Origin of the sequence: Marinomonas sp. KMM3893 (genome assembly GCF_004352855.1) — a bacterium.
Lineage (GTDB): Bacteria > Pseudomonadota > Gammaproteobacteria > Pseudomonadales > Marinomonadaceae > Marinomonas > Marinomonas arenicola.
In genome coordinates this window covers 323,314-340,829 of the sequence record NZ_SJSC01000002.1, presented here as the reverse complement: position 1 = coordinate 340,829, position 17,516 = coordinate 323,314, and the positions used below count along the sequence as shown (strand labels likewise).

At 45.2% G+C, this 17,516-nt stretch carries 15 protein-coding genes; 7 read left to right on the top strand and 8 right to left on the bottom strand.

Annotated features, from left to right (window positions below; all coding sequences use genetic code 11):
* Nucleotides 1-477: 477 nt before the first annotated feature.
* Nucleotides 478-1,347, bottom strand: coding sequence for an NAD(P)-dependent oxidoreductase (locus tag E0D71_RS06010; protein WP_133002412.1), 870 nt, complete (start codon nucleotides 1,345-1,347; stop codon nucleotides 478-480).
* 883 nt (nucleotides 1,348-2,230) lie between these two features.
* Between E0D71_RS06010 and E0D71_RS06005 the strand changes: the two genes are divergently transcribed.
* Nucleotides 2,231-2,671 carry a hypothetical protein gene (locus tag E0D71_RS06005; protein ID WP_133002411.1) on the top strand — a complete coding sequence of 147 codons (441 nt, stop codon included), beginning with the start codon at nucleotides 2,231-2,233 and terminating at the stop codon, nucleotides 2,669-2,671.
* Between the two features lie 102 nt (nucleotides 2,672-2,773).
* Here the strand turns inward: E0D71_RS06005 and codB are convergent, their stop codons facing one another.
* Both codB and E0D71_RS05995 read right to left on the bottom strand, forming a co-directional pair.
* Nucleotides 2,774-4,021 (bottom strand): cytosine permease, encoded by a 1,248-nt coding sequence (codB, locus tag E0D71_RS06000; protein WP_133002410.1) that lies wholly within the window; start codon nucleotides 4,019-4,021, stop codon nucleotides 2,774-2,776.
* Nucleotides 4,022-4,190: 169 nt separating this feature from the next.
* Nucleotides 4,191-4,601 carry a gamma-glutamylcyclotransferase family protein gene (locus E0D71_RS05995; RefSeq protein ID WP_243711945.1) on the bottom strand — a complete coding sequence of 137 codons (411 nt, stop codon included), beginning with the start codon at nucleotides 4,599-4,601 and terminating at the stop codon, nucleotides 4,191-4,193.
* A 313-nt stretch (nucleotides 4,602-4,914) separates the two neighbouring features.
* Here E0D71_RS05995 and E0D71_RS05990 point away from each other — a divergent pair, with 313 nt between their 5' ends.
* Both E0D71_RS05990 and E0D71_RS05985 read left to right on the top strand, forming a co-directional pair.
* A complete protein-coding gene (locus E0D71_RS05990) occupies nucleotides 4,915-5,721 on the top strand; it encodes a hypothetical protein (protein WP_133002408.1) in 807 nt (268 codons plus the stop codon).
* A gap of 314 nt (nucleotides 5,722-6,035) precedes the next feature.
* A complete protein-coding gene (locus E0D71_RS05985) occupies nucleotides 6,036-6,479 on the top strand; it encodes an SH3 domain-containing protein (protein ID WP_133002407.1) in 444 nt (147 codons plus the stop codon).
* A 53-nt stretch (nucleotides 6,480-6,532) separates the two neighbouring features.
* On the opposite strand, the gene corA is transcribed toward E0D71_RS05985, so the two are convergent.
* Nucleotides 6,533-7,486, bottom strand: a complete 954-nt coding sequence (gene corA, locus E0D71_RS05980; protein WP_133002406.1) for a magnesium/cobalt transporter CorA — start codon at nucleotides 7,484-7,486, stop codon at nucleotides 6,533-6,535.
* A gap of 339 nt (nucleotides 7,487-7,825) precedes the next feature.
* Here corA and rarD point away from each other — a divergent pair, with 339 nt between their 5' ends.
* Entirely contained in the window at nucleotides 7,826-8,749 is a 924-nt protein-coding gene (rarD, locus tag E0D71_RS05975; protein ID WP_133002405.1) for an EamA family transporter RarD, read from the top strand.
* On the opposite strand, the gene E0D71_RS05970 is transcribed toward rarD, so the two are convergent.
* A complete protein-coding gene (locus E0D71_RS05970) occupies nucleotides 8,727-9,455 on the bottom strand; it encodes a sulfite exporter TauE/SafE family protein (RefSeq protein WP_341563291.1) in 729 nt (242 codons plus the stop codon). The two genes, rarD and E0D71_RS05970, sit on opposite strands and share 23 nt — an antisense overlap.
* Before the next feature lie 105 nt (nucleotides 9,456-9,560).
* On the opposite strand from E0D71_RS05970, the gene E0D71_RS05965 reads away from it, so the two are divergent.
* The gene (locus E0D71_RS05965) at nucleotides 9,561-10,463 is read left to right on the top strand and encodes a LysR family transcriptional regulator (RefSeq protein ID WP_133002403.1); all 903 of its coding nucleotides are present in this window, start codon (nucleotides 9,561-9,563) and stop codon (nucleotides 10,461-10,463) included.
* 56 nt (nucleotides 10,464-10,519) lie between these two features.
* Here the strand turns inward: E0D71_RS05965 and E0D71_RS05960 are convergent, their stop codons facing one another.
* Both E0D71_RS05960 and E0D71_RS05955 read right to left on the bottom strand, forming a co-directional pair.
* On the bottom strand, nucleotides 10,520-12,670 hold the full coding sequence (locus E0D71_RS05960; protein ID WP_133002402.1) for a bifunctional TVP38/TMEM64 family protein/FAD-dependent oxidoreductase: 2,151 nt from the start codon (nucleotides 12,668-12,670) through the stop codon (nucleotides 10,520-10,522).
* A 136-nt stretch (nucleotides 12,671-12,806) separates the two neighbouring features.
* Nucleotides 12,807-14,015, bottom strand: a complete 1,209-nt coding sequence (locus E0D71_RS05955; RefSeq protein WP_133002401.1) for an MFS transporter — start codon at nucleotides 14,013-14,015, stop codon at nucleotides 12,807-12,809.
* Between the two features lie 245 nt (nucleotides 14,016-14,260).
* On the opposite strand from E0D71_RS05955, the gene E0D71_RS05950 reads away from it, so the two are divergent.
* On the top strand, nucleotides 14,261-15,121 hold the full coding sequence (locus tag E0D71_RS05950; RefSeq protein WP_133002400.1) for an ABC transporter substrate-binding protein: 861 nt from the start codon (nucleotides 14,261-14,263) through the stop codon (nucleotides 15,119-15,121).
* Nucleotides 15,122-15,180: 59 nt separating this feature from the next.
* Here E0D71_RS05950 and E0D71_RS05945 read toward each other — a convergent pair whose 3' ends face one another.
* On the bottom strand, nucleotides 15,181-16,125 hold the full coding sequence (locus E0D71_RS05945; RefSeq protein ID WP_133002399.1) for a LysR family transcriptional regulator: 945 nt from the start codon (nucleotides 16,123-16,125) through the stop codon (nucleotides 15,181-15,183).
* 106 nt (nucleotides 16,126-16,231) lie between these two features.
* Here E0D71_RS05945 and E0D71_RS05940 point away from each other — a divergent pair, with 106 nt between their 5' ends.
* Entirely contained in the window at nucleotides 16,232-17,443 is a 1,212-nt protein-coding gene (locus E0D71_RS05940) for an MFS transporter (protein WP_133002398.1), read from the top strand.
* The last annotated feature ends 73 nt before the right edge of the window (nucleotides 17,444-17,516 follow it).

Genomic DNA, 17,516 nt, shown 5'->3' with positions numbered 1-17,516 from the left:
CTTAGATATCCATCTAAACGAGGTGTCCTGCCTCATCCTTGAGCCCCCTTTAGCTGTTTATCGCGCGCTACAATGTAACCCCGCTCAAAACCGCATCATTGAAGACTACTTAAGCTTTCCCAAATGACCAATCGAAATAACGATATGCCTCATGCGTGTAATGAATAAGTAATTTTTATGCACACATATAGCACCCGAAAACAAAGGGGTTGCAGCGTTATAAGGCTATTTAGGAAAAAGAGAAATGACGTGTTTTTTTCAAAAATAAAAACCTAACTCAATGAATATTAAGTTAGAAAGCGTGACAAAAGAGTAATAGCGAACAGATAAATCCCTTATAGATCGCCACGGTTTCCATGAAAATGTGACGCACAAAACGCCGGATACAAAAACAAATAAGGCCAGCATCATTCAATGATACTGGCCTTATTACTATCGTTGTTAATCACAAGCCGTACAAAATTAGGCCTGTTTGTCTCATGCTTTATTGTCTAATGCTTTAATAAGCACTGAAGTATCTTGGCGGCTACGACCTTCTGCCATTAGGGCTTGATAATCTTCATCTACGGCTTTCGTTAAAGGAATAGACAGCCCCATTTTATCTGCTTGAGCCAGGCAAAGAGTTAAGTCTTTATGCATCCATTCGATGGCGAAACCAAAATCAAATTCGTCTTTCGCCATGGTCTCGCCACGGTTTTCTAATTGCCATGAGCCTGCGGCTCCGTGTTTTAAAGTGTCGACTAAAGTGGCCATATCTAGTCCCGCTTTTTGTGCAAAGCGCACCCCTTCAGACAAACCAGACAATACTCCACCTATCAGGATTTGATTGACCATTTTTGCTAATTGACCATGACCAACAGGGCCTAATAACGTGGTGGATTTCGCATAACAATCTAACACGGGTTGAGCCATCGCTAATTGCGCAGGTTCTCCGCCCATCATCACAGTCAAAACACCATTAACCGCACCGGCTTGGCCGCCAGACACAGGGCCATCCATAAACAAGAAGCCCTTATCCTTTGCTACGGCACTTAGCTCTTTAGCGACTTCCGCTGAGGCTGTTGTGTGATCAATAAAGAGAGTGCCCGCTTTCGCCATATGAAAAGCGCCTTCCTCGCCTAAGTAGACGGCACGCAGATCCGCGTCGTTACCGACACACGTTAGTACTATCTCCGCGTCTTTGGCGGCCAGCGCTGGCGTTAGTGCAAACGCGCCAGAATACTCTTCACTCCAAGCCTGAGCCTTGGCCGTAGTGCGATTATAAACGGTAACATCATGACCTGCCTTGCTCACATGACCCGCCATTGGATAGCCCATTGTGCCCAAGCCGATAAAAGTAACCTTCATTATGACGTCTCCCTATTGGTTAGTATTTCACTGCCTTTGATCATAACGCCTCGTCAGCAGATTTCGAGGCACACAATGCCAAAAAACACAGCATACAGATTCTAAAAATGGCCAATCTGCGTCTATCTCACCGGTTTTTGCTCATTATTTGAACACGACGCTCTTGTGGATAACTTTGTGAAAGGTTTTTAAAAAAACTTGAAGATTGCCGCTTTCTGGTATTGACACAGGGCTCTCGGATTGATTTTTAAACGATTTTTTCTATTTGGTCAGGAATAGTTAAAAATTCCGATTCGTGTCAAGATCTGTGGCATAAAAACCGATGAAAAACTTTCCTCAAAAAAGCTTTCGTCTTAAAAAAGTCAATCCTTATCGCCAAAAAAAACATCTACAAATTAATTTTTCTCTTTTAAATCAGTGGGTTAATAAATTATTGATTTTACTCCTCCAAACATTAGAACCGTTAACACCCAACCTACTCCAATAAAGCTCAAGCCCTCTTTCAATAATCAACGATAAAACCGTGCATTGGTCTATTTAAGCGCGGTAAGCAAGCCAAACATCTGATGCGTATGGGTAATCTTCTGCTCTTGTGAAACACAGATCCAATTGGGGATAAAATAATTTACTAAGGCTTTTTCCACTCCTAAGGCCAGCTGTCACTGTAAAAGAAGCGTCCTTCTATAATGAAGAAAAAATGACGCTATTCTCTTGGTATTATGTCGGGGTTTCTTTGACTGACCATTAACAGACGGCGTTTTTTGTAAAGAATGCCCAGCCATTCTGGCGACTATGGAACCTTTGCGGTATACCCAGTTGGAAACTGTTTATTTTAAAAGAAGTCCGTATTGTAAAGAACAACGATAACAACCGGATTTACTTTATGAACGTCAGTGTTCAAAAACTTTTTGCGAAAACCTTCTCCTATATTTTCTTCACGCTGGCAGCGTTAGTGGTCATTACTAGCTTTGTTTCAGCCACCGGCAATTACTTAAATGGCGAAGACATTACTCAGACGCTAATCAAGATCATTAACTCAAATATTATTGCCATTGCGGTGTTTGAACTGGCCATGGTGATTAACAAAGAATATGGCAATGACGATGAACACGATGTGATCGTCATGATGCGACGCACCTTACCGCGCTTTATCAGTACAGTTTGTGTTGCCTTGGCACTAGAAGGGCTCATCATGGTCATTAAATACAGCCAAATGGACATGGCAGGAAATCTTTATTATCCCGTGGCCATTGTCAGCTGTGCCGGCTTCTTACTGATTTCCTTAGGTGTGTTTCTCAAACATGCTCCTAAAGAAACAGAATAATAACGCAGCGGCTTAGCCTTCTTAACTAAGCCGCTGTTTAAGCCATGGCATCAGACAATCGTAGTGCGGCCTATCGACCACATCTTGGCATCGTCACCCCGTTTAAATAGTGGCGGTTTTTACTTTCATTTGACTGCTTAATAGAGCCCCATAAACAAGCGCCGCAACAAGCACACCAATCACGGGCGGTAACACAGGCGTGAAATAAGCACAGGCGCAAGCGATCCCATAGGCAATCAAGCCGGCGTAATTAAAATTGGGCAATGCGGCACTGTCTAATGCGGGGTATTTACCGCGATATTTGACCCAAAAATCGGCCATGATGACGCCACCCAATGGTGGAATAAAAGTGCCTAACAAGATCAAGTAGGGAATCAAGTAATTGTACATGCCACCTAATGCCAACACAGTGCCAATGGCCGCTCCCAGCACAGTCACAAGGCGTCGTTTGTCCGTACGAACAAGGTTACAGCCCGCGACGGCGAAGTTATAAATGGTGTTGTCTTGAGTGGTCCACAGATTTAGAAATAGCATAAGAATCGCCAATGAGATGGAACCTTGAGCGATCATCACATCAACAATGTCAGCTTGTTGGTATATTAGGCTACCCAGCGCTCCTGTCACGACCATTAAGCCATTGCCTAATACAAAGGCCAGCAATGTCGCCCAAATGGCCACCTTGCCAGACTTAGCGAAGCGACTCCAATTGGTCGCCTGTGTTCCACCACTCACAAAAGTGCCAATAATAATGGTAATGGCCGTTGCCATGCTCATATTGGTCGTGGGCGCTTGTCCGAACACATCCCCTAAGCCGCTGAGATCCGCCATCCCTTTATAGAAACTGATCAAGATAAACAGCAACATGGCAGGTACAGCAAGACGGGAGAGGTAATCCATCCCCTTATAGCCAATCATCGCGGTAATGCAAAAAGCAAAACCAAAGAAGATCATCAAGGGCGTTTCGAGACTGGGGCTCAGATCCAGTGTCTTCACTAGCACAATCGCAATCGTCGCTGTGCCCCAGGCATACCAACCGATTTGCGTAAAGCCTAAAATAAAGTCAGACAGTTTGCTGCCTTTCTCACCAAAACAAAAACGCCCCATCAATACCGCGTTAAGGCCACTTTTGTAGGCAATATAAGCCAAGGCGGCGGCATAAAAGCCCAATAATAGGTTACCTATGGTAACCGCTAACAGCATTTCACCTAGACTAAATGCACTGCCTATTTTCCCCCCAGCAAACATGGTGGCGGTAAAAAAAGTAAAGCCAAGCAACACGATACTGGTAGAAAACAACCCTTTGCGGTCATTTTTTGGTACTTCAGTTAATGGGTAATCGTTCGTTTCCATACTGTTCGCCCTTCTTTGTTGGTATTTTAACCAAGCAAAGAATAAGCCAACGTCAAGGTAGTTGAGTTGCAAAGAAGCGTGCTGTCGGCGAAGCCGCAGAATAAGAGGTTGGTAGTGAACAAGCGCTGACGCGCACAAGGGTTATCATGCACGCCAGCTCAGACAAGGATCACACGACAGGGATCTCACGATGAACGGCGGGACGTACCACGGCACGTTCCCAATCACCGTATTCAACAAGATCGGCATGTTGAAAAGGTTGATTGTAAACATAAATCCAACCTTTCCCATAAGGAGATTGTACGCGTTTTCTCACAAACAAGGAGCGCTCTGGTGCCGCAGGATCATACTCTTCAAGACGATCCATTGCTTCCAATGTGCTGTCCGTTACCTTGTACCATTCGACACGAACACGTTGGTTATCTTCATGGGTAAACACCACACCAGGAAAGTCTCCAAAATTACCCATTCGGTAACCTGTTAACCAGCCCTTTCCAATAGGTTGGCTGTTCGCTAATAATTCGTGATTATCGAAACCCACTCTGAGAGAGCCATAAACGGCCACTATATTTGAAGGCATATTGATTTCCATCTTGTCATACTATTTCCAGAGGATCTCCTTACCGACTCCCTATTTCAAGAGCCTCACCCACTCTAAGCCAATAAATTAAACTTTCATGACGAAGACCAAAGACAACCTTTAACCTTCTGATAAAACCGTTACTAAGCAAATCCAGATGAAATGCCGCAATAAACCTTAACGGCCTCTTTTTATGCCCTCTATTTTGTTTTTATCGCGGCGAATATTTTTCGGCATTTACTAAAATAAACGTATCTTTTAGCACTTCTTTGGCTCTAAAATCGCGACCTGTTTGGCCATTGATTATTGTTAAATGAACATCATCTCTTTCGACGCATTACGCACCTTGCACCTACCGAATGTTCGCTACATAAAGCCTGAATCTATGTACGATCACTTAGAGGAAATTCAACAAGCGGACTGGCTTCTATTCCCACAGTATTGGCAGCTTAACGCGTTAATATACGGCTTAAAGAAGCGCATTTTTCCAAGTCTTGCGTCTTATATGATTGGTCATGACAAAATAGAAATGACGCGTACTTTTCGCACCATAGTACCGAATCAACACCCTTATACAGTGATTGCCGCGAACACCCCTTATGAAGCGGACAAAATCTGGGACACAATGTCATCTCCTTTTGTCGCTAAGATTCCAAAAAGCAGCATGGGAAATGGGGTGTTTCTGATCGAAACATTGGGACAGTGGCGTGACTATTTGGCCAAAAGTGATGTTCTATATGTACAAGAGTATTTGCCGATCGACCGAGATCTGCGCATTATTTGGGTAGGCAATAAAATTGTCAGTGGTTACTGGCGTTTGCAATCAGATAATGGCTTCCACAACAATGTTAGCCAAGGCGGGCAGGTAGAAGTGGCTTTGATCCCAAAAGAAGCTCAAGATCTTGTGACCTATTTGGCGCAATCTCTCGACATTAACCACGCCGGATTTGATATCGCTATGATAGGCTCAGTGCCCTACGTCATTGAAATCAATAGGATCTTTGGTAATCAAGGTATTACCAGTATTCAAACCGATGTGAATACAGAATTACTGAATTATTTAAATGAGCAACACCTGCTGTCGATTGCCCATTTAACAGACCAATTAAGCGGTTTCTAGCGTCTTTTTGGCCCACTATTCAGCCTGTAATTTAATTGTCATCTCTCTCTTTTATGCTCTGCGGCACTTGGCCTAAGAGCATAAAATCCACTTTGATCAGACACCGGTTGTTCACGCTCTCTATGAAAGATGGCGTGTTTACACTCAAGCGTTTAACTCCTGAATGCCGTGTCCGCCAAAAAAAGAGCAAGCAACAAAAGCCAGTCATCATTTTTGAGCGCTTGATGGCTGGCTTTTCCTTATTGGACTACCCAGCCAATAAACCTCTATGCTTATCCTGAAAACACATTAAGTCTATAAAAAAGGATACCAGTATGAGATTAACCAGCAAAATCATTTGCCTAATTGGCTGTGTTTTAGTGCCGACTATCTCCTTCGCTAAAGGCGAACAAGCAAACCACAATGCCGCTTGTTATAACCAGAAAATAAACTGCCAGACAAACAAACACTCAGCTCAAAAAAGTGTTTCACCTCCTGTCCAAAAACACAAAGTAGTGACACAAAAACATAAAGCCGTTACTAAGCACCAGAAACAACTTACCAAGAAAAAGCCGACTGTCTTTCGTAGTGGGCCACATATTGTCACGAGCAAGCGCTTAAATATTCGCGCGCAACCTACCACTAACAGCCCAATCGTCGGTGCCTTACGTCATGGAATGAAGATAACTGTGATTAGACAACATGGGGCATGGCGTGAGATCGTATTTAATAAACAGCATGTCTGGGTTTATGCGGCATACCTTAAAGATATACAGTAGCCTTCTTTACCCTCTTAGCACGCTAAAGAGAGCCCTTCAAACATCGTGGCTGGTTATAGCCAGCCACGATGTTTGAAGTACCAATAGGGCGCGAAACCAGACACCACCATTAGCCCCAGCGCACCTGGATAACCAAGGCTCCAGTTTAATTCCGGCATAATATGGAAGTTCATCCCATAAATACTGGCCACTAAGGTCGGCGGTAAAAACACCACAGAAGCAATCGAGAAAATCTTAATGATTTTATTTTGTTCTATATTGATAAAGCCTTGGGTGGAATCCATCAAGAAGTTAATTTTATCGAACAAAAAGGTCGTGTGTGACATCAGGGTGTCCACATCGCGCATGATCTCGCGTAATGTTTCTGAATGGTCCTGCTTGCTGGTCAGATGGCGCAATAAAAATGAAATATTGCGCTGGGTATCCATCAGGCATAAACGAATCTTTCCGTTACTGTCTTCTAGACGCGCTAATTTGGCGATAACAGAGTCGAATTCTGTTTCATTTTCTTCCAACACAAGATGGCTTACTTCTTCCAGCTGACGGTGTAAATCTTCCAAAATATCGGCATGGTTTTCGACCTTGTGCTCAAGCATGGTTACCAGTAATTGAGCCGGAGAATCGGCCGCTATCTGGCCGCCTCTGGCGCGCATTCTTAATAATCGAAAATCGGCAATTTCGCCTTCTCGCACCGTCACTAAACGATCTTTCTGCAAAATACAGGCAACCGTTGTGGTTTTGTGACGGCCTTCACTTTGCGTTAAAAACAAAGAGTGAACATGAATGCCAACTTGGTCCACAAAACAGCGAGCCGACGCTTCAATTTCTTCTACATCATCCGATTCAGGTAAGTCTGTGCGTAACAAGGTACGCAGCTGCGTGCGCTCTTCCTCATCGGGTTCATTTACATCAATCCAGTCTGCTTCTGTGTGCATACTGGGAAGCGCACCCTCATCTTTAGGGATTTCTTTGATCAAACCGTTATTAATTCTGAAAAATCTTAACATTCGCGTACCTCTGCGAACCGATACCTAATGCGTTCTATGTCATCAAAAAGAACGTCCATTCTGTTTCAGCGTACTACTTATTTATGACCGTTATTGTCACACCATCTAAGGAAAAAAAGACAGTGGCAATAAAGAAGGGTAGGAGTGGCGCTATAATAAATTTTAACTCGGGTAAAAGCGAAGCATAAACGCGTTTTTACCCTTCGTGGCTGGCGCCTATCACGCTCACAACCTAGTCATTTATGCAGAGAATGCGAATAAGAAAGCAAGATTGTAACTGACTTCTCATAACCCGAGTGGTAAAAAGAGGCTCATTTAAATAACAGCAAGGAAGTAGTCATGCCTCAGTCTTCCCAAAGCGGCATATTTTACGCCCTGACGGCGTTTACTTTATGGGCTATTGCCCCGATGTATTTCAAGTTTATGGCGTTTATTCCAACCACTGAGATACTCGCTCACCGCGTCATTTGGTCTTGCCTGATCGTGCTCATTCTTATTGTTGGAATGAGCAAAACAGACAAGTTAAAACAAGTGTTTAGCTCCAAAAAAACACTGCTGGCCATGCTTCTTTCAACCCTGCTAATCGGCGTCAATTGGGGGACTTTTATTTGGGCCATTAGCCACAACCAATTGCTCAGTGCCAGTTTAGGTTATTACATTAACCCCTTAATCAGCATTATGCTGGGGATGGTTTTCTTTAAAGAAAAACTAGACCCTGTGCGCAAAGCCGCCGTCGCCTTATGCTTTGCTGCCGTGGCGTTTGAGGTGATCCAATTTGGTTCTCTGCCTTGGGTCGCATTGTCCTTAGCACTGTCGTTTGGTTTTTATGGCTTAGTACGAAAAAAAGTCGCCATTGATAGCTTCACAGGGATGGCCGTCGAAACCTTATTAATGCTGCCAGTGGCTCTGATTTACATGTTCACTGTGCACACCTCAACGTCAAATATGCTAGCAAACCCAAGCCTGACCAACTGGCTTTTGTTTGCCGCTGGACCAATCACCATGGTGCCACTAATGTGCTTTGCCGCCGCCGCGAACCGAGTCAGCATGATTACCCTTGGCTTCTTCCAATACATAGGACCAAGTGGCATGTTCTTACTGGCTGTCTTTTTATACGATGAGCCGTTAAGCCCTGAGAAGTTAATTACCTTTAGCTTGATCTGGGGCGCTCTGGCATTGCTGATTTTCAATTCTATTCGTCAACTGCGCAATACCAGAAAAAAACGACCGTTAGACATGACTACGAAAACAGAAAAAGTTTAAACGCCGCCATGCAGGACATGATCCGGATCAGCCATTTGAACTGAACCGGATTCACTTTTTTCAAGAAGTGATAGCCAATAAACGACCCTATCAACAAGCCAGGCAACGCCATGACGCTCATTTTGGCCGTACCAACAGACAACAAACCTAAGCTGATATAGAGCGGCAATTTCAATAAGTTAATAATGAAGAAGGCCCATGCTCTTGTGCTCACATACGTTTTTTTATCGAGCTTTTGCTCCAACAAAAACAAGCTAAATAACGGGCCTGCCGCGTTCGCCATCATGCTCACAACCCCACCTAAAAAGCCCATGCTATATGCCGCAGCAGGCTTTCGCATAAAACCAGCGGGGCGAAAATCGAGATACAGACCCAGTAAGATCATCGCGATGACAATCGTCCCTAAGAAGTAAACAAACTGGCTGGCATCAATGCCCGATAAGAAATGCCCACCCACAAAGACGCCAAGAAAAGCCAATGGTAAGAAGCGCAACAAAACAGACCAAGCAATGTGGTTCTTATAGCTAAACACGGCCATCAGGTCCGTAATCACATAGAGCGGCATTAAAATACCTAAGGCTTCAGGCCCAGGGAACGCAATCATCACAATGGGCAATACCAACAACCCCATACCGCCTACGGAGAATTTCGAAAAACCCGTAATCAAACCCGCAATCAATAAGACAACGAAGGATGTATCCAACACTTTCTCCTTTAAAAAAACACTTTCATTTGATATTCACTATGATAAGGCAAATAATGAACGAAAAATAATTTCGTTTTGTTATTAAAATGATTGGATATATCTATCATGAAGCTAGATCAAGTTAGAGCGTTTATCGCGGTGGTTGAAACGGGTAGCTTTCGTTCCGCTGCAGACGCCATTCATAAAACCCAACCAAGCATCAGTGCCGCGGTAAAAACGCTGGAAGCACAATATGGCATCCAGCTGTTCGACCGTGACAGCTATCGCCCTACACTGACGACAGAAGGCAAAGCGTTTTTCCTGCAAAGCAAAAAGCTCATGTCTCAAGTACAGCAATTAGAAAGTTTAGGGCACAATTTAGCGCAAGGAACCGAGGCGCCATTACGCCTTTGCTTTAGTCAGAGCTGCTTTTCTAATGAGCTTATGACACGCCTCAAAAACTTTCAGACCAGTTACCCAGAGCTGTCCATCGACATCACAACGGATCATCTCTATGGGGTGCATGAAAACCTGCAAAAAGACAAATCAGAAGTGGCGATTGGCCCTCGATATGGTCTCGATGACAGACACGCTTTTATTGAATTATTACGACTGGAGGTGGTCACTGTGGTGGCGCCTGAACTGTTGGCAACACTGGGTCATAAAGGCAATCGTTTAAAGCAAGCTCAGCTTTATTCTACCGCGCACATTCTCGTCAATAATTCGGCAATCAACCAAAGTGAGAGTGGCCATCGCTACTTACTGCCGACCGGGAAACGCTGGTATGTGAATGATTACTTCGCGAAGAAGTCGTTATTATTAAATGGCTTAGGTTGGGCAAGAATGCCTCGCTATATGGTGGAGGCGGAGCTAGCGTCTGGCGCGTTAGTGACCATCGACATAGAAAACTTTATGTCTCATAACCAGCTGCCTATTTTTATGATCAAGCTTCGGCATCAAACACTCAGTTACCAAGCGAACTTATTCTGGGAAGCAATGAAAGAAAACGCACTAAAGTTGCTGCCTTAGTGCGTTTTAATCATTCTATTATCTGGCGTTTTCAAAGAGGCTAAACGCGCTCTAAATTAGCCTCGACGCCATGTATGGTATTTTTCAATCCACTTCAATATACGCTCAGGCGTATGAGCGCGTTTCCACTCACCTGCGGCGTATTTATTCGATTCAGCCCACGTAGGATAAGTATGAATCGTTCCTAGGATTTTATTCAAGCCAAGACCATGCTTCATCGCTAAAACGAACTCAGCCAATAATTCACCAGAATGCTCACCTACAATGGTCACTCCTAAGATCTTATCTTTGCCGGGCACGGTTAACACCTTAACAAACCCCTTGGTTGCACTCTCAGCAATCGCGCGGTCTAGGTCATCAAGACCGTAGCGTACCATTTCATACTCGATGCCTTGTTCTTTCGCATCTTGCTCACTTAAACCAACACGCGCCACTTCAGGGTCAACAAAGGTTGCCCATGGAATCACTCGGTAATCCGCACGGAATTTCTTAAAGGTTCCAAATAAAGCATTCACGGCGGCAAACCAAGCTTGATGAGCTGCGACGTGGGTAAACTGATAAGGGCCCGCGACATCACCGACCGCAAAAATATTTGGAAACAAGGTTTCAAGGTAATCGTTGGTCACTATGGTGCGATTTGTTTCTACGCCAAGATTTTCTAAACCGTAACCTTCAAGGCGAGCCTGACGGCCAACAGCACACAGTAGCGCATCAAATTCGATCACACTTTCAACGCCGTCTTTTTCAACGATAAGACGTTTGATGTCGCCTTCTTTCTCACAGCGAATCGCATTGTGCGACGTTAGTATGGTCACGCCATCCGATTCCATGCTTTCTTGAACCAAGGCCGACACTTCTTCGTCTTCGCGGACCATAATACGATCAGAACGCTCGACCTGAGTGACATTAGAACCTAGGCGAGCAAAGCTTTGTGCCAGCTCAGAGCCAATTGGACCACCGCCTAATACAACAAGACGCTTTGGTGGCTCGTCAAACTTGGCGAATTCACCCCACAAGGTATCGCTGGTGTAGTAACCCACATCGTCTAACCCAGGCAATGGTGGAACAAATGGACGCGCACCGGTCGCCAGAATAATACTGCGTGCCGTCAGACGTTGCGTACCACCGTCGTTTAATTGAATTTCAACGGTCCAAGGGTCAATTATTTTTGCATAGCCTTGAACAACATCGACACCAAGTTCGGTATAGCGCTCAACGCTGTCATGAGGCTCTACTTTACTAATAACATCGTGCACACGCGCCATGACTTTCTTAAACGAAAACGTAGGCTCAACATTTTCTAATCCATAGTGTTCCGCATGACGCATTTGTTGTGCAATTTTCGCACTCTTAATAATCGCTTTGCTTGGAATACAACCGTAGTTCAAGCAATCGCCACCCATTTTATGAGCTTCGATCAAGGTAACTTTCGATTTCACTGCCGCAGCAATGTAAGCACTTACCAATCCACCAGCACCTCCACCAATAACGATTAGGTTACGGTCAAAACTTTTTGGCTTGGTAAATCCTGCATACACTCGACGCGCTTTTATCACATCCAATAATTTTTTAGCCACCAAAGGAAATACCCCAAGCAGGACAAAGGAGAACAGTAAAGAAGGGGATAAAATGCCAGATAAGCTTTCTAATTGACCCAGTTGCGTACCCGCGTTCACATACACGACAGTGCCTACCAACATGCCCACTTGGCTAACCCAATAGAAGGTAAAAGCGCGCAGCGCGGTTAAGCCCATCAACAAGTTAATTAAAAAGAAAGGGAAAACAGGCACCAAGCGCAAGGTGAATAAATAAAAGGCTCCGTCTTTCTCGACCCCTTCATTAAACGCCTTTAAACGACTACCGAACTTTGCTTGCACCCAATCACGCAATAAGTAACGCGACACCAAAAACGCCAATGTGGCACCAATAGAGCTCGCGAATGAGACAATAACGGTGCCCCAAAACAAACCAAACAAGGTGCCGGCCGCCAAGGTCATAATCACAGCACCCGGTAACGACAAGGCTGTCACTACCACGTAAAGCAATAAGAAAGCGCTGCCAACCAATAACGGAGCTTCTGCACGCCAAACTTCGAATTGCACAAGTCCCGATTTTAGCCCATCAAGCGTTAATAACCGATCAAGGTCGTAATGGAAAAAGCCCACCACCAATAATAGGATAGCGATTACTAACCCGATTTTCTTCATTGCTAAACTCCAAAATAGATTAAGTTGATTTGCCTATTAAGCATAAATGTTTTACTTCCTATCCCATCTACGCCACCAACAACATAGGCATAAGATCAAGGCTACTTATCGTTAGACGCACCAACTCTGCGAACTCTTACAATGAAGCTGAATTATTTTTAAAGCGCTTCGCCAAAATACTCAAACTGCCGCCACAAACACAAAAAATCAGCACCAGTGAAATCAGCCCTTGTACACCAAAAAGACTGAGCATGGTCGCAAAGCTTGGCGGCCCAATGGTCGACCCTAAATTCCCTAACTGAGCGACTAAACCGTAGGTCTGAGCTTGTTCATTAGGGTTACGGGCGAGTGCCGGAATCATCGACATCGCCGCACCAGTCACCATGCCTGCAGACAACACCATCACACCGGCAACCACGCAAAATAACACCGGCGTAGCCACTAGAAAATTCAAGGCCACAGCGCTCGTAGCAATCAAAAAATATGCCATGATCGCGACGTTCTGGGGGCGCATCACATATTGAGACAAGGTACCGGCTAAAAACGTTCCTGCAATGCTCATTAAAGGCAAACAGGTACGGATAATAGAGCGCAAATGTTCGTCTTCTATCAAGCGAGGGACATACGTTAGTAACGAGACAAACATACAGGTATAAAATAAAAATATTGCGGCTGGCAGTATGTTTCTTGGGTTACGATACACCTGCGACATTTGCGCTAACATTTTATTCTGCACTGTGCTTGTTTGGTTTTCATACAAAGGGTTATTGCGCTCTAAACGAAAATACAGCACACAGGCAACGCCCCCAATAAAGAGGCCATGGGAGAAGAACAAACTTCCCATACCGTAATGGCGCAGAATCATGTCACCAAATAAGCCCGTCATCGCAAACGCCACACCAAAGAAGGTGCCCCATAGCCCCATCGTAATCGAACGATGCTGCGGTGCACTCAAGCGAGCAATCATAGTCGGCGCAGCGACAACGACACCCAATTGAGAAAAGCCTTCGATCACACGGCACAGCATCATCAGCTCAAAATTTGGCATCAAGGCTTCTAAAAAGGACATCACTGAGCCTAATGCCAAGGCCCCAATCAGGGCACGTCGATAACCAACACGGCCGACAACAACCCCCGCCGAGACACCAAAAATAAGCCCGATCACACCCACTACGGAAATCGCCGCACCGGTGAGTGTTGCGCCTTCTTGGTAATACGCCAGTAACGCATCATAAGAAATGGAAAACTTAGCAAATTGCATTGCCACTGATATCCCTGCCGCCCATAGCAGCATTACTTCCAGCCATGCCGTTTTCGTATCATATGGAGAGGTGTGCACTGTCATTTAACGCCCTTTTTATAAACAATCCGTTCAATAAACATTAAACATTGACCTATTGGTCAAAGTTTTGACGCTATTCTAATGTAAAAAAGCGCGGCTTGATGCCCAATGAATAAAAAAGATAGGTTTCATTCTATCGTGTTTTATACCACGCAACAGTGCGTCTCTGTTTTGGCCGATTTCAGATCACTTACATTGTGAGATAATGATTATCATTTATTAAAATAACGAACGAGTCGGAGTGTGTGATGAAGATCAAAAATGTTGTGGTTTCCAGTGCGTTAATGCTTGCCAGTCAACTGGTCATGGCCTCTCAGCCTGAGCGGATTGTGAGTTTTGATTACGGCAGTTTAGACACGCTCACAGAGTTAGGGTTAGCAAACCAAGTCGTAGCGGTTCCCAAACAAACTCTGCCACATTATCTTGCCGCCTATAATACCGACCAATACGTAGACGTGGGCAACGCCAAAAATATCGACATCACCGCCGCGGGCACAGCAAAACCAACGCTTATCATGATTTCTGGGCGCCAACAAAGCCACGAAGCGGAGCTGAAAAAACTCGCTAAAGTAGAAAACATGAGCTTTGACACAAAAGACTATTGGAAAAACTTCAGCGCTCAAGTAGAGCAGATTGGCAAGCAGTTCGGTGTAGAAAACAAAGCAAAAACCGCGCTTGCTTCACTGCATTCAAAGATCGATGCGCTAAAAGCCAAAGTGGGTCCAAACAAACACTTTGTCTTGGTCATTCATAATAATGGCCACTTAATGATGGGGAATTACCCTGTGGTGGATCAAGTCATGGGGCTTCAGCCATCCCCTATCCCTGCCGGCGTAGAAACAAAAAAACGTGGCAATCGTAGCTTCACACCACTAACGCCAGCCAACATAGTCACTATGAATCCAGATGTGCTCTACATAGTTGATCGTAGCGCAGCTATCAACAAGCCAGAAGAAGCATTGGACCTAGCGGCTTTCAAACAAACCTTAGCAAAACTGGGGGGTGGCGACATCAAAGTCAGCAACCTAAACCCTGGTCTTTGGTACATAGCCGGCAACGGTTTAGAAAGCGTTTATCTGCAAGCTGAAGAAGTCGCCAACGCCTTCTAACTCAAAGCTTAACCACACAAAATAAAAATGACGATAAGGGCAACCTTATCGTCATTTTTTTATGCTTGTGGGCTCGGCGGTCTGGCGCCGACTAATGTGGGCATGACTTCTCGAATCAACTCGAAAAATTTTCTTAGACGTGCAGGGTAATAGCTGGCGTAGGGATACACAAGATAGACAGGTAAAGGGTCTGCACGCCACTCAGGAAGCAGCTGGACAAGTGAACCAGAGGCAAGGTCATCGTTAATGACCCACGCTGAGGAAACACATACGCCAACCCCTGATAACACAGTGTTTCTTAATGCATACAAGCTATCGGTAATAAATCTGGGGGAAAATTCCAACTCTCGGCTGCTGTTGTGTGCCGCGCACTGCAAGGTTATTTTGTTGCGATAAAAGGTACTCAAGGCCGCCCAAGGCAATCGTTCTAACTCATCGAGTGTTGTCACCTCTGAATATTGCTTTAGTAACAAGGGTGACGCGACTATGATGCGAGGGACTTCGGCCAATAAAATAGCCACCATAGACGAGTCCGTAATCTCGCCGACTCGAATGGCACAATCAATGCCATCGTTAATGAAGTCAGGCGAATGGTCGTTGAGCATCCACTCGACAGAAATCTGTCCGTGATCGTTTAAGTACTTCATCAAAGGGGCGATCAACTGATCTTGACCAAACGCGTGAGGAACTCGAACTTTTAAGGTTCCGACTGGGTCATCATTGGCATTGATCAGATCTTCTTCTAGCGATTCCCACTGCTCTAGTAACTTTTTGGCATGTTGATAACAACGTTCACCATCGTCGGTTAACTTCATGGCGTGCGTCGTGCGCATAATAAGCTTGGCGCCCAATCTTGCTTCTAAAGACTGTAAGCGGCGACTCACGGTTGGCTGCGTTGTATTCAATTGCAATGCCGCCGATGACAAGCTACCGCTCTCAACAATACGCACAAACGTCTGCATCAATTCTATACGGTCGATGCCACCTGATTTTATTTCTTTCATACGTTCAACGTATATCAGTTTTACCTTACCTGTGGCTACCAATCTTTTCTACAAACGATAAAAATGTGTGCATTCTAACCGCTTCTCACCAGAACGAGATTCTACTATGTCATTGCAAACTAACACCCTTGCCACTCCCCAGCACAAAGCGATTGGGCCTTCTCGCTCGCTTCTTTTTAGTTTATCGGTCGGCGCTGGATTAAGTGTCGCGGCGATTTATTACAACCAGCCCATGCTCGGCAATATTGGTCAGGACTTTCATTCCAGCGTCAGTGCCACCGGCCTAATACCAACCTTGACGCAAATTGGCTATGCCTTGGGCATCTTGTTATTGATTCCACTTGGGGATCGTTTTAACCGCCGCCATGTCATCCTAGCCAAAGGATTGATGCTCGCGATGGCCTTAATCTTGTGCTCCTTTATGCCATCGCTTAATGGCATGCTGGTCACCAGCTTGATCATCGGCATCATGGCGACTATGGCTCAAGACATTGTTCCAACTGCGGCGATATTGGCGCCAGATGCCCAGCGAGGTAAGGCCGTTGGCACTGTTATGACGGGATTGCTAATCGGAATTTTGCTGTCTCGCGTGGTCAGTGGCGTGGTCACAGAGCTGGTCGGATGGCGAGTCATGTATCAAGCGGCGGCAGCCAGTATTATCGCCATTTCCGTGATACTTTGGCGCGTGTTGCCCAACATGGAAACCCACACTAATGTCAGCTATCTCGCGCTTATGCGCTCTATGCTGACACTCTGGAATCGCCATCCAACATTACGTCGTGCCGCGTTGTCTCAAGGCTTATTATCACTTTCATTTAGTGCCTTTTGGTCTACGCTTGCGGTCATGCTGCATCAAAATTATGGGTTTGGCAGTGCCACCGCTGGGGCCTTCGGATTGGCGGGTGCGGCTGGCGCATTAGCCGCGCCGCTGGCGGGTAGACTTGCGGACAAACAAGGACCTTCTCGAGTCACTCAAGTCGGATCTGGATTGGTGGCCTTATCGTTCGCACTGATGTTCTTACTGCCGTATTTGTCTACTAATGGCCAAATTGCTTTGATCATCCTCTCTGCAATCGGTTTTGATTTTGGGGTACAGGCTGCCCTGGTTTCTCACCAGACCTTGGTTTACGGCATCGACCCAACTGCTCGAGGGCGTCTAAATGCGCTATTTTTTACCGGCATGTTTATTGGTATGGCGGCAGGTTCGGCACTTGGCAGCCAAGCGTTAATGAGCCTAGGCTGGAGCGGTGTGGTTTCGTTAGCCACCATTGCAGGCATATTAAGTTTGATTATTCGAATGACAGAAAGAACGAAATAAAGCGCGCTATAGCCTCGCTTGTAAACAAGAACGCCTGCAAAGAAATAACGATTTGCAGGCGTTTTAACCAGGC